Origin of the sequence: Gordonia rhizosphera NBRC 16068, assembly GCF_000298195.1 — a bacterium.
Lineage (GTDB): Bacteria > Actinomycetota > Actinomycetes > Mycobacteriales > Mycobacteriaceae > Gordonia > Gordonia rhizosphera.
On sequence record NZ_BAHC01000119.1, the window covers coordinates 19718 to 32946 of the forward strand.

General features: G+C 68.6%; 9 protein-coding genes and 1 pseudogene. 2 read left to right on the forward strand and 8 right to left on the reverse strand.

Annotated elements, in window-relative coordinates:
* Window positions 1-145: 145 nt before the first annotated feature.
* Entirely contained in the window at window positions 146-2254 is a 2109-nt protein-coding gene (locus GORHZ_RS14040; RefSeq protein WP_006334058.1) for an ArnT family glycosyltransferase, read from the reverse strand.
* Window positions 2255-2473: 219 nt separating this feature from the next.
* On the opposite strand from GORHZ_RS14040, the gene GORHZ_RS14045 reads away from it, so the two are divergent.
* The gene (locus tag GORHZ_RS14045) at window positions 2474-3040 is read left to right on the forward strand and encodes an Rv1733c family protein (RefSeq protein WP_051998901.1); all 567 of its coding nucleotides are present in this window, start codon (window positions 2474-2476) and stop codon (window positions 3038-3040) included.
* Window positions 3041-3115: 75 nt separating this feature from the next.
* Here GORHZ_RS14045 and GORHZ_RS14050 read toward each other — a convergent pair whose 3' ends face one another.
* From GORHZ_RS14050 to lysX, 6 genes and pseudogenes are all read right to left on the reverse strand, one after another.
* Window positions 3116-3913, reverse strand: a complete 798-nt coding sequence (locus GORHZ_RS14050; protein ID WP_006334060.1) for a cyclase family protein — start codon at window positions 3911-3913, stop codon at window positions 3116-3118.
* Between the two features lie 3 nt (window positions 3914-3916).
* Entirely contained in the window at window positions 3917-5095 is a 1179-nt protein-coding gene (locus GORHZ_RS14055) for a PQQ-dependent sugar dehydrogenase (protein ID WP_006334061.1), read from the reverse strand.
* Window positions 5096-5197: 102 nt separating this feature from the next.
* Window positions 5198-6751, reverse strand: a complete 1554-nt coding sequence (locus GORHZ_RS14060) for a succinic semialdehyde dehydrogenase (RefSeq protein WP_006334062.1) — start codon at window positions 6749-6751, stop codon at window positions 5198-5200.
* A 94-nt stretch (window positions 6752-6845) separates the two neighbouring features.
* A pseudogene (rraA, locus tag GORHZ_RS14065) lies at window positions 6846-7331 on the reverse strand (ribonuclease E activity regulator RraA); the annotation flags it as partial.
* Between the two features lie 57 nt (window positions 7332-7388).
* The gene (locus GORHZ_RS14070; RefSeq protein ID WP_006334065.1) at window positions 7389-8294 is read right to left on the reverse strand and encodes an alpha/beta fold hydrolase; all 906 of its coding nucleotides are present in this window, start codon (window positions 8292-8294) and stop codon (window positions 7389-7391) included.
* The gene (gene lysX / locus GORHZ_RS14075) at window positions 8294-11704 is read right to left on the reverse strand and encodes a bifunctional lysylphosphatidylglycerol synthetase/lysine--tRNA ligase LysX (RefSeq protein WP_006334067.1); all 3411 of its coding nucleotides are present in this window, start codon (window positions 11702-11704) and stop codon (window positions 8294-8296) included. The genes GORHZ_RS14070 and lysX overlap by 1 nt, the downstream gene beginning before the upstream one ends.
* Before the next feature lie 56 nt (window positions 11705-11760).
* Between lysX and GORHZ_RS14080 the strand changes: the two genes are divergently transcribed.
* Complete coding sequence (locus GORHZ_RS14080; protein ID WP_006334069.1) at window positions 11761-11973, forward strand: RNA-binding S4 domain-containing protein; 213 nt, start codon at window positions 11761-11763, stop codon at window positions 11971-11973.
* A 333-nt stretch (window positions 11974-12306) separates the two neighbouring features.
* Here GORHZ_RS14080 and GORHZ_RS14085 read toward each other — a convergent pair whose 3' ends face one another.
* A complete protein-coding gene (locus tag GORHZ_RS14085) occupies window positions 12307-13146 on the reverse strand; it encodes a cutinase family protein (RefSeq protein ID WP_051998903.1) in 840 nt (279 codons plus the stop codon).
* Between the last annotated feature and the right edge of the window lie 83 nt (window positions 13147-13229).

A 13229-nucleotide genomic window follows, 5' to 3' on the forward strand; every position in this document is an offset into this window, starting at 1 on the left:
GTGCCTCCCATCGGTTCCCCGCTCGAATGGTTCCCGCTCACCCATGTGCTTCCCGCTCACACAATCAGGTCCCGCTCACTCAATCACATCGGATCGGGTGAGCGGGACTCGATTTGGTGAGCAGGACTCGATCTGGTGAGGGGGATCAGATCAGCTTGTAGACCGTGGTCCCGCCGACGGTGGTCGCGGTGTAGTTCTCTGCGACCCATGCGGCGATCTCGGAGTTGCCGCCGGGTCCACCCTGTCCGCCACCGATGTAATAGGCGATCTTGCCGTCCTGCACGTAGACGATGAACTGTTCGAGGGTCGGTGCGGGGTCACCGCTCCAGCCGCCGATCGCCATCACCGCGGTGCCCGTGGCGATCTCGATGCCCGCTGCGGATTGCGAACCGTTGGTGGCCGCCGCCCAGGTGGTGGTCGTGTTCTGGAGCAGCTCGACCAGTTCGGTGTTCGACGAGATGTCGCCGCCCATTCCGCCGGGTCCGCCGCCACGCGCGCCGTCGGTGGTCACAGCGCCCTGTCCGTCCGTGGCACTCTGACCGTCCGTGGTGCCCTGACCGAACGCAGCACCCTGACCGTCCGCAGCACCCTGACCGTCCGCGCCGGCCTGGCCCTGGGCGCCGGTCGGCGGTGTCTCGCCACCGGGTCCACCCATGCCGCCACCGGGCCCAGCCATGCCGCCGCCCTCGATGGAGGTGTTGACCGCGGTCGGGATCGAACCGCTGTGCGCGGTTGCCGCGGTCGCGATGGAGAACGCTGCGGTGCCACCGAATCCGGCGAGTGCACCGGCGATCACCGCAGCAGCGACGGCCTTACGCCATCCCAACGCGCCCGCGACGAGCACCATGATCACGCTCACTGCGGCCACCGCGCCGATCAGCCACCGGCACCACTCCGGACCCCAGTCGTTGCGGTTGAGCAGAACGATCGACCACCAGCCGGCCAGTCCGATCATCCCGGCCATCGCGAGACGCCCGTCCCAGTGGCCACGACGCCGCCAGGCGAACACACCACCCAGGCCGATCAGCGCACCGATCGCCGGTGCCAGCGCGACCGTGTAGTAGGGGTGGATCGTGCCGCTCATGAAGCTGAAGATCAGCCCGGTCACCACCAGCCAACCGCCCCAGGCCATCACGGCGCCGCCCTCGACGCGGGTCAGGCCGTTGGTGACATGGAAGATCGGGAAGCTACGCAGGCCGAGATAGACCGCGAACACGAGCGCGAGCAACGCCACCGGGAGCAGCCAGGAGATCTCGTTGCCCATCTCCGATCCGAACAGCCGGTTGAGTCCGGTCGCACCGCCGAAGGAACCGCCCGTCTGCCCGCCCCCGCCGGGACCGCCGCCACCGGGGCCGTTACCCCCGCTGATGCGGCCGACACCGTTGTAGCCGAGCACGAGATCCATGAAGGAGTTGTCGGTCGACCCTCCGATGTAGGGCCGCGATGACGCGGGCACCATGATCGTGACGAGCACGAACCAGCCGGCCGAGACGATCAGTGCGAGGGTCGCGGCGAAAAGCTGCCCGATGCGCTTGAGCCAGCCGTTGTTGGCGAACACCAGGTAGGCCAGGCCGAAGGCCGGCAACACCAGCAGACCCTGCAGCATCTTGGTGAGGAAGGCGAAGCCCAGGGCCACACCGACCAGAGCGAGCCAACGACCGGAATTGGTGGCGATGGCCCGGGTCAGGGCGTAGCCGGCGGCGACCATCAGCAGCACGAGCAGCGCGTCCGGGTTGTTGAACCGGAACATCAACGCGGCGGCCGGGGTGAACGCGAGCACCGCGCCGGCGATGAGCCCGGCGGCCGTGCCGTACCGCAGATCGGTGAAGGTCCGACGCATCGCGAAGTAGAGGAGTGCGACGGCGGCCACCCCCATCAGTGCCTGCGGGACGAGGACCGCCCAGCTGTTCATCCCGAAGATGCGCACCGACAGGCCGGTCACCCACAGCGATGCCGGCGGTTTGTCGACGGTGATGAAGTTCGAGGAGTCGAGCGCACCGAAGAACCACGCCTTCCAGCTCTGCGAGCCCGCCTGGGCCGCCGCCGCGTAGAACGTGTTGGCGTAGCCGCTCGCCGACAGGTTCCACAGATAGAGCACGGCGGTGCTGATGAGCAGACCGGTCAGCGCGAACGGGCTCCATCCGACGGCGCGCCGCCGTCTCGGTTTGTCGGCCACGTCCCGGCCTCCGGTCTGGGACGGGGGTGGCGGTTCGCCGGGGGTGAATGCGCCCGGGCGCTCGATCACAGTGGTCATCGGGTTCTCCTGTCGGATGCCCGGCCGTCGGACATCGATGTCTACACGATGCGACGCGGGTCTCCGGCAGGGCTGGACGGTGGCTGGGAGAACTCTGTGAGCCCCGGTGGTGCTGTCATATCGCTCACAAAGAAGCAGATCAGGACCTTCGTCGGTGGCACATTTGGTAACAAGGAGTAATTCTGGAAGTGAAACAATAGCCGCGATCGTGAGGATCCCATGTCATCGCCGCACACACCGAGGAGAATCGGCCCGCCTGCACCGTGGTCGTCGAATCCCCTCATGCGGCGAGGGGACCGGCTCGTATCGGCGGCGCTTCTCCTCTCTGTGGTCATCGCACTGACCTTGGTGCCGCTGTTCTGGATGGCCGGCGCCGCGACCTACTCGTCGGTGACCGAACGCGCCGCACAGGCGACACCCGTCACCGCCACCATCGAATCCGTCGGCGCCGCCGACCCGACCGCGATGGACGCCACTGCGACCGTGAAGTGGATGCGCGACGGTGTCCCACGCACCGACACGACCGTCGTCCCGCGCGGCACCGAAGCCGGTGGCACGACGACGATCTGGACCGGCCCGAACGGCACCGTGGTGCCGGTCCCACCCGGGCCCTTCGAACGCGTCCTCAGCGCGGTGATGGTCGCCACGCTGGGCTGGGGTGCCGCGATCGGCCTCCTCGCCACGGCGGTCGCCATGCTCGGTCAGAGCGTCACCCGACGACACGAGCAGCTCTGGGATCGCGAGTGGGACCAGGCGAGTTCGGAGAACGGCTGGGCGTCTCACTGAGCGCTGCACTGGTCTGAGCGCCCGGATCTGCTCCCGCGGAACCCGCGCGTGGCCGGCAGCCATCGTCGCTCACCCTCAGATGAGGGCGAGGACGCGCGCCGGGCCACCCGTGCCACCCGCGAACTTCGGGGCTCCGACCATCACGGTCGCTCCCGCGACGGGAACCTCGGCCAGATTCGCCATCGCCTCGACCGCATAGCGTCCGGCACCGAGGATCGCGGTGTGCGCGCCGACATCGTCGAACCTGTCGATGCTGAGGGTGTCGGTGCCGATCGCGACGACGTCCCGCTCACCGATCAGCATCTCGACGGCCGCGGGATCGAACCCGGCCGCGTGTGGTCCGCCGGTCCGGGGCTGCCAGCCGGTATGCATGGCCACCAGTGCCCGCGGCGGGATGCGGCCGTGCCGCTGTTCGTACCTGTCGATGTCGCGTTCGGTCAGCAGCGCCCGACGATCCGTGCGGGCGCGGGTGGCGATGCTGATCACCACCAGCGGCGCGACCAGGTCGGCGGGCGCGATCTTCTCGACCGTGATGCCGTCGCCGATCTTGTGGGCGGGCGCGTCGACATGGGTGCCGGAGTGCTCGGAGAACGACATCCAGCGCGTCGCGAATCCCGTGTTGCCCGGCCCGACCCCGGAGGTCGGTACGGCGACAACGGGCGCACTGCCCGGCCAGAGTGGGAAGTCCCCGGTCAGCGTGTGGGTCAGGTCGACGACACGGGCACCGCTCGGTGCCGCCTCCGCCCTGCCCGCGACGGCGGAGGCGAGTCCCAGCGCGCCTGCGGTCGCTCCGCCGGTCATCCGCAGCGCGGCGCGCCGGGAGAATCGCCGGGCCTCCTCGTAGGCGTGCCGGACAACCTTGTCGTCACACATCGATCAGCCCGCCCGAACCCGCAGGATCCGATCGGCGTGATCACCATTGTCGGTGCTCACCAGCAGCGATCCGTCACGATCCACGGCCAGTCCGCGTAGCCGTCCGAACCGGCCGTGCAGGGCCTCGGTTGCGCGCACCACGCGTGTGCCATCGGCCGACAGATTCACGAACACGAGACGTTCACCCTTCTGGGCGGAGATGACGACCGCGGTGTCGTATGCGCCCCACCCCGATGCGGGCAGGAACTGGAGCGCCGGAGTGGCGATCGTCGGATCGCCCGATCGCCACACCGGTCCCAGCGCACCGGGCACCCGCACCGGATCGGTCATCGGCACCGATTCGTCGTAGATGAACGGGGCACGGTCCGGGCGGTACCCGTAGTTCCCGCCGGCCCGTAGGAGGTTCAGCTCGTCATCGACGTCGGTACCCTGCTCGATGCCGTACACACGCCCGGAACCGGGCTGGATCGCGACTCCCTGTACGTTGCGGTGCCCGAGCGTGAAGACGGGGCTGGATGGATCGGGATTCCCGGCGGCCGGGGTGCCGTCGGCGTTGATGTGGAGCACCTTGCCGGCCAACGACGAGCGGTTCTGCGGGTTCGTCGGTTCGGCGTTGTCACCGGTGCCGACGTAAAGAGTGCCGTCGGGTGCCGCGGCGAGCCCACAACCGGCATGGCGGCCGCTCGACGTCACCGGGATTCCGGTCAGGACGGTGCGTTCACGATCCATCCGCGACCAATCCGGGCTCACCCGCCAGGCGACCACGTTGACCACCTGTCCGGTGTTCGGCCACGGGATCGGCAAGATCGCCACCGAGCCCGGGACGTCGATACCCGCCGGCCCGGTCCGCTCGGCCTGACAGGAGTAGATCCGGCGATTCGCGGCAAAACCAGGGTCGACGGCGAGGCCCATCAGCCCGGCCTCTTTGTGGACATAGAGCCTGGAGAGATCCGCCTGTACGGTTCGGGTTCGCCCGCCGGGTCGGATGGCGACGAAGCGGCCGGCGCGCTCGCTCACCAGGATCCCGCCGTCGGGGGCGACGAGCACATCCCAGGGATGGTCCAGCCCGGTCGCGACCACTGTGGCCGACAGCGTCGGCGCGGCACCGGCACGACCCGCGCCGACCGCACCCCCGACCACGAGCACGAGACCGACCACCAGACCGACCACGAGAGCTGCCATACGGGTCGTCACCTGACCACGCTGAGCCGACATTCCGTCACCGTAGCGCAGGGAAGGCCCGCATCACCCGTCTCAGCCCGTCTCAGCCCGTCTCAGCCCGTCTCAGCGACCGGGCAGGTACTTCATCGCACGCATCGCATACGGGGTGACGGCCCGGTAGACACCCTTCGGGATACCCGGCGCGCGGTCGACCCCGAGGAAACGCTGCTCGGCGATTGTCTGCGGCTCGGTGTACTTGAGCAGACCCTCCTCGCCGTGGCGGCGGCCGACGCCGGAGAGTCCCATCCCGCCCATCGGTGCCGCGGTCGATGCCCAGGCCGACGCGTACCCCTCGTTGATGTTCACCGTGCCGGCCCGGAGTCGGTCGGCGATCGCGTGGGCCTCGGCGCTGCTGCCGGCGAACACGCTGGCGTTGAGGCCGTAGTGCGTCTGGTTCGCCAGTTTGATCGCCTCGTCGGTGGAGTCGACGGGGTAGATCGAGACCACCGGGCCGAAGGTCTCCTCGGCATGACAGACCATCTCGTCGGTGACATCGGTGAGCACTGTCGGCTCGTAGAAGAACGGGCCCAGGTCGGCGCGCCGCCGACCGCCTGCGAGTAGCTTCGCCCCCTTGGCGACCGCATCCTGGACGTGGGTCTCGGTGGAGTCGATCTGCGCGGCGGACGCCAGCGACCCCATATCGGCGTTGAAGTCGTAGGTGGCGTCGAGTTTCATCGAGGAGACGTGCGCGGCGAATCGGGCGGTGAACTCGTCGGCGATCACCTTGTCCACGTAGAGCCGCTCGATGGAGATACACAACTGACCCGAGTTGGAGAAGCAGGCCCGCGCGGCTCCCTCGACTGCACGGTCGATGTCGGCGCCGGCGGTCACGATCATCGGGTTCTTGCCGCCGAGTTCGGCGGAGAAGCCGATGAGTCGTCGGCCCGCCTGCTGCGCGAGCGCCGCGCCGGTCGCCGTCGACCCGGTGAACATCACGTAGTCGGTGGTGTCCACGATCGCCTGCCCGACGACGCTGCCCGGTCCGGGGACGACCGCGAACAGTTCACGGGGCAGGCCGGCCTCGTAGAGCAGTTCGGCGAGGGCGAGCGCACAGTACGGCGTCTGGCTGTCCGGCTTGATGACGACGCCATTGCCGGCCACCAGCGCCGCGACGGCGTCGGAGGCGGCGAGCGTGAGCGGGTAGTTCCACGGGCTGATGACACCGACGACACCCTTGGGCAGGTATCGCACGCGAACGCTCGTAGCGCCCGGCAGCATGCCCTTGACCCTCTGCTCGGCCAGGAACTCGGCGCTCTTCTTCGCGTAGTAGCGGGCGGTGAGCGCGACGTCGATGACCTCTTCCTGCGCGTAGATCCGCGCCTTGCCGGTCTCCGCCTGCGCGATGTCCATCAGCTCGGCGGCATGGGAGTGCACCAGTCGGGAGAACCGGTCGAGCACGTCGGCGCGCTGCGCCGGCGTCCGCTGCGCCCACCCCTCCTGCGCCGCGCGCGCACGCGCCACCGCGGACTCGAGATCCTCGGCGGTGCCGACCGGTATGGTCGCCATCTCGACGCCGCTGAACGCCTCGAGCACCGGCCGGGTGGGGCGGTCCTGCGCGGCATCGATGGCGACCAGCGGGGCCAGCCGCCGGAAGTAGTCGGGTGTGGGCTTCGGCATGATTCGGCCGTCCTCAGTTCTCGGTGGTCTGGCTCTCGTCGTGGTGACTCTCGTAGGCACTGTCCGGCGTGACGGCACTGTCCGGCGTGACGGCACTGTCCGGCGTGACGATGACGATGCCGTCGTCATCGGAGTAGACGATGTCGCCGGGATGGAATGTCTCGCCGCCGATGGTCAGCGGGATGTCGCGTTCGCCGACACCGGTCTTGGTGGACTTGCGCGGGTTGGTGCCGAGAGCCTTCACGCCGATCTCCATGCCGCCGATCACCGCCGAGTCGCGGATGGCGCCGTTGACGATGATGCCGACCCATCCGTTGGCGCGGCCCAGTTCGGCGATGAGGTCACCGACGAGAGCGGTGTGCACCGACTCCGCGCCATCGACCACCAGCACGCCGCCCGGGTTGGACTCGCCGAGGATCGACTTGAGCAGCGCGTTGTCCTGGAAGCACTTGACCGTGGTGACCCGGCCCGCGAACTCGCGGTGTCCGCCGTACTGGGTGAACTGTGTGTCGCAGCTGCGCACGAGATCACCGATCTCGTCGACGAGGTCGGCGGTCGGGATGAAGGTCAACTCGCTCATGTCGACAGTCTAGGCGGGCGCCGATCTAGGTGTGACGCAGCGGCACACCTACCTACATCAGTGGTCCGTCGCGGCGTGCGGCCGCAACGGCGGGTGCAGTTCGTCGATCACCCGCGCCACCGCGTCCGGTCTGTCCAACACGAGGAAATGCCGGGCCGGTGCCACGACCTCGAGCCGCGCCCCCAACATCTGGGCGTACCGGCTCTGCTTCCACAGCCAAAACCCGCGCCACAGCCGTGGTCCCGACACGGCGGCCACCACCACACACGGCGCCGACGGCATCGGATACGCGGCACGCAGCGCGCGGAGGTCGGCGTTCATCGCCGGGAAGGCGGCGTTTTCCACGAGCGTCGCCAGCATCATCGAGGGCTGCCCGAAGAGGGTCGCCGCCCATCGACGCTGGTCGTCGTCGAACCCCTCCGGCGGTCCGGGCAGCACTCGGGTCCGGAATGACCCGCCGCCCCATCGGCGGACGCCGAGCCGCCCGGTCAACGCCTCGGCGGCCGCGATCAGCCGATTGGCATTGGCGACGCGGAGGGTCGTGGGCACGATGCGCCACGGCAGCATCACATAGGAACCGTCGAGCATGACGACACCCGCGATACGGTCCGGGTAGCGCCGCGCGAAGGCCTCGGCGTAGAGCGACGCCATCGAGTGCGCCGCCACGGTGACCCGTTCGGCGACGCCGAGTTCGTCGATCACCGCACGGATTCGTTCGACCTCCGCGTCGAGCGTCGGGATGAACGCCTGTCCCGGCCGCTCCGAGAACCCGTAGCCGGGTCGGTCGTAGCGGATGACGCGCCACGACCCGCGCAGCCGCGCCACCAGCGGATCGAGGTCGAACCAGTTGCTGCCGAGGGCGGCGAGCAGCACCAGCGGCGGTCCGGCACCGTCCTCGACGACGTGCAGCCGCAGACCGTCGACCTCGACGATCCGTCCCGGCGGTTCACGGCCTGCCCGCATCATCTCTCCTGCGGTTTCACCAGCGGGAACGCCAGCGATTCCCGGATCGACTGGCCGGTGATCAGCATGACGATGCGGTCCACGCCGACGCCGAGTCCGCCGGTCGGCGGCATCGCGTATTCGAGGGCCTGCAGGAAGTCCTCGTCGAGTTCCATCGCCTCGGGGTCACCGCCGGCGGCGAGCATCGACTGTGCGGTGAGACGTTTGCGTTGCTCGACCGGGTCGGTGAGCTCGGTGTAGGCGGTGCCGAGTTCGACTCCCCACGCGACGAGGTCCCACCGTTCGGCCACCCCCGCGATGGAGCGGTGCGCCCGGGTCAGCGGGGAGGTGGAGGTCGGGAAGTCGACGTAGAAGGTGGGGAAGGTCGTCCTGTCCTCACCGAGGTGCTCGTAGAGTTCGAGCACCACGTGTCCGGCATCCCAGTCCGGCCGATGGGCGATGCCGAGGCGATCGCAGACGGCGCGCAGCGTCTCCACCGGGGTCGACGGGGTGATCTCCTCGCCCGCCCCTTCCGACACCGCGTCGTGCACCGATCGGATCGGCCAGGGCCCGGAGATGTCGATGCGGGCGGTGCTGCCGTCCGGTTCGGTGCGGAAGATGACCGGCTCGCCGTGCGCCGCGATGGCCGCGTTCTGGATCATCTCGCGGGTCAGGTCGAGCATGGTGCGGTAATCGCCGTGCGCGGCGTAGGCCTCGAGGCTGGTGAACTCGGGGTTGTGGCTGAAGTCGACACCCTCGTTGCGGAAGTTGCGACCGATCTCGAACACCTTCTCCACACCGCCGACGCAGAGTCGCTTGAGGTAGAGCTCCGGCGCGATACGCAGGTAGAGGTCGAGGTCATAGGCGTTGATGTGCGTCTGGAACGGTGTGGCATTCGCACCGCCGTGGATCTGCTGCAGGATCGGCGTCTCCACCTCGAGGAACCCCCGGCCGGACATGAAATCGCGCAACGACTTCACCACCAGGCTGCGCGTCGCGAGCAGCTCCCGGCTTCGCGCGTTGATGGCGAGGTCGACGTAGCGTTGGCGTACACACGCCTCCGGGTCGCTCAGCCCGCTCCACTTGTCCGGCAACGGCCGCAGACACTTGCCGAGCATCCGCCACGACGTCGCGAGCACCGACAGCTCCCCGGTCCGGCTGTGGCCGATCTCACCCGACACCTCGATCAGATCCCCGAGGTCGGTGCAGCACGCGAAATCCGGTGCATCCGGGTCGATCCGGGACGCCTCGACGAGTACCTGGACCTCCCCGGACCAGTCGTGCACCGCCGCGAAGGCGACCTTGCCGAAATCACGCAGGCGGGTCACCCGCCCGGCGATCCGGACCACCGTGCCGGCGGGGGCCGCCGTGGCGGTCGCGATGGTGTGGCTGGGTGGGCGGGCCGGCGGGTACGGATCGATGCCGTCGGCGGCGAGCCGTTCCATCTTGGCGACCCGTACCCGGACCTGTTCGGGCCGGGATACCTCCGCGCTCTGCGGGCCGGCCTCCGCCTCGAGGTCGGCGACGAGGATGTCCACGTCGACCCCGGGCGGGATCGACGACGCACCCCGCGTGTAGTGCCGGGCCCGGCCGAACTGGGGCAGCCGGACGAAGCCCTCGGTCACGATCCCGGCCAGGGCGACCCGCGGCAACATCCGGTTGTCCTCGTAGCAGAGATAGCGCGGCTGCCAGTCCGGCCGATACTTCGCATTGGATTTGTACAGCGACTCCATCTGGAAGAACCGCGAGCCGAACATGAGCACCGAGTAGGTCGCCCGCATCACCGGGCCCGCGCCGATCTCGGCGCCGTGTTCGAAGAACGCGCGGAAGGTCGCGAAGTTCAGTGAGATCTCGGTGATGCCGTGCTGTTCGGAGTTCCGGACCAGTTCGGTCACCATCGTCTCGATGACACCGTTCACCGATCCGCGATCACGGCGCATCAGATCCAGCGACACCCCCGTGCGGCCCCACGGCACGAAGGACAGCATCCCGACGACCTTCTCGGCGGCAGTTCCCTCCGCCTCCACCGCCTCCACCAGCAGGCAGTTCCCGTCGGCCGGGTCGCCCAGCCGGCCCAGTGCCATCGCGAAACCGCGTTCCTCGTCGGTGTCGCGCCACGCATCCGACCGGGCGATCACCTCGGACATCTCCGCATCCGACAACTCGCCGTGCCGCCGGATCCGGACGGTGATGCCGGCCCGCTTCGTCCGGGTGACCGCCTGCCGGACACCCTTCATCGCGGGTCCGTTGATGCTGTAGTCGCGGGTGTACAGGATCGCCTCGTCGCCGATGGCCAAGGACCCGAATCCGGCCTCGTCGTAGGCCGCGGCGCCGAGGGCACTCGACCCCATGGCCGCCGGGTGCCAGCCGTACCGGTCGCAGAGGGCGAGGAACTCGACGATCGCGTCCCCCCAGGAGCTCGGATCACCGATGGGGTCGCCACCCGCGATGCCGACACCGAGTTCGACCCGGTAGGTCACCGCGGCGCGACCGTCCGGCGAGAACACCACGGCCTTGTCGCGGCGTGTGGAGAAGTAGGCAAGCGAGTCGTCGTCGCCGAACCTCGTAGTCAGGGCGCGGATGAGTTTCTCGTCGTCGGCGGTGATCAAGGATCTCAGTCGCACCGACCGGAACAACACGACTGCCGCGGCGATGAGCGCGAGCGCACCGAACAGTCCGAGCAACCCGTTGACGACCGCGTAGCTGTGGCGACCGTCGAATGCGGCATCCTGGTCGACCGAGCCGAATGCGACGACCCGGTTGAAGGCATACGGCAGTCGGTCGGCCCTGGTCAGCGTGTGCGGGAGGAGCCAGACCAATCCCCAGCCCAGCAGTGTGCCCAGCACGAGACCCGACACGAGCACTCCGAGGGCGGCGGGGAGCGCACCCCGACGTACCCGCGTGTAGAACTGCCGATAGGTCGCGATCAGGAACACGAGGGCCGCGACGTCGACGGCGATGCCGAGGACCAGGTTGACCCTGTCGGTCTCGGTCACCTCCAGTGTGTCCGCGAACGCCGGCACCAGGTACAGCGCGTTGCCGGCGATGTACAGCACGAGGTAGACGACGCAGATCCACCACGCGATGCGTTTGCGCGCGGACAGCGCGAAGGCGAGGAGAGCGAGAACGAACGCCCACGCGAAACTCGTGTCCGGCAGGGTGATGATGAAGGTGTCCACGTAGTCGCGCGGCACGTGGATGAGATTGCGCAACCACGGGAACAGACTCGACAGCAGCGAGATCGCGGACAGCACGCCGACGACGGTGCCGGCGATCCGTGGCGCGTTGCGGCCGAAGCCGCGGGGAGTGCGGATGCGATCGATCAGATCGTTGGAGCGCCGCTGCGCCGACGCCCGGTCGCGGGGCGGGCGTAGGGTACCGAGGTCATCGTCGACGACGGGTGGTACGAGGTCGGACGCTTGCGCAGCCATGATGCCGACGGTAGTCGGAGGTCGCGTCCTCGGCCGGGCTTGGGCAAGATGATGACGTGGACGATGTACCGATTCGCGACGACTCGATCCGACTGGGCCAATTCCTCAAGCTCGCCAACCTGATCGACTCCGGGTCGGAGGCCAAAGAGGTGATCGCCGAAGGCCTGGTGCGGGTGAACGGAGAGGTGGAGACCCGGCGGGGACGGCAGCTGATGCCCGGTGACGAGGTCGCGTTCGCCGGCCACGGCGCCCGTGTCACCCGAGGGTGAGCAACGATCCGTCAGGAATGCAGTCGCTTGAGTTCTGCGGGCGTGGCGAGGCGCTCCGCCTCGGCCGGGAACATGCGCGCGGTGCGGCCACGCCCGAAACGACCGGCAATGGAGCTCAGCACTGAGCTACGACGTGAGTGTGAGGGTGAGTAAGTCAATCTCATGACCAATCACTTCCCTGATTTACTGCAAGAGACTCGATCTTCGTTTTACTGTAGTAGGCCTGCGGTCGGCACCCAAGAGATTTTCCGTCCGGGAATCGTTGGTTACGTCACACCCGGATACATCGATGATGGCACGGTCGGTGTTACGTCCACGGGAGCGACGCGGCGCTCAGGCGAGGCCGGCGAGGAAGTTTCGTGCCCAGGCCACGGCCGTGACGCCGGGCTTCACCTCGAAGGCCTGATAGTTACCGTGGGAACCCGAGTTCAGGAACCGGTCGAAAGCGAGGATCTGTTGGCGGGCGCGCGCGTTGCTGAGCTCGTATGTGACCTTACCCAGCCCGCCCTGGCGGAGGAGCTCGTCGACGATCGCCCCCGCCTCGGCCTGGTATTGCCCGAGCTGGCTGGGTGTCGGGTCGCTGGTCTCGGCGAGGTAGCCGGCGATCCGCGTGACGTAGAAGTCGCGCGGGACATTGCAGTAGAGGTCCCGTGGTTCGCAGATCGTGAACGCGCGCGGGAGGAGCCATCCCATGCCGCCGCGGCGCGGACCCCCGCTGCCCTGGCCCTCGAGCGGCGGACCGACGAGATTGTTGTCGTGGGATCGCCGCGGGTCGGACAGCAGCACCACGCCGGCGACCTGGCCGGGACGGATACCCGCGCGTCCGGTCCCGATCTCGGACGCCACGTCACCGGCCGCGTCCGCGCCCTGGCTGTAGCCGGTGAGCGCGATGCGGGTGCGCGGGCAGCGGCGCAGCATGGTCACTGCCAGACCGGTTGTGTTGGCCACCGCCTGCGCCTTGGATTTGCCGTAGACGGCCTTCTCCCAGGGGAATGCGGTGGCGTCGTAGCCGACGTAGTCGACGCGGGTCTCGGGTCCGAGCCCCGCGGTCACCGCGCCGAGTAACCCGGGATTCTGGTTGTTCGCCCAGGTGCCGGGTATCGCGAGGACATAGAGCTTGGGACATCCCCGAGGTCCGGGAGCGGCCTGTGCCGGCGCAGCAAATCCCGCCATGACCGCGACGGTGATGACCAGCGTGACGATCGCGGTGACCGTGGCGCGAAGTCGCATCCGACCCCTCCCGACTCGGAGTCCGT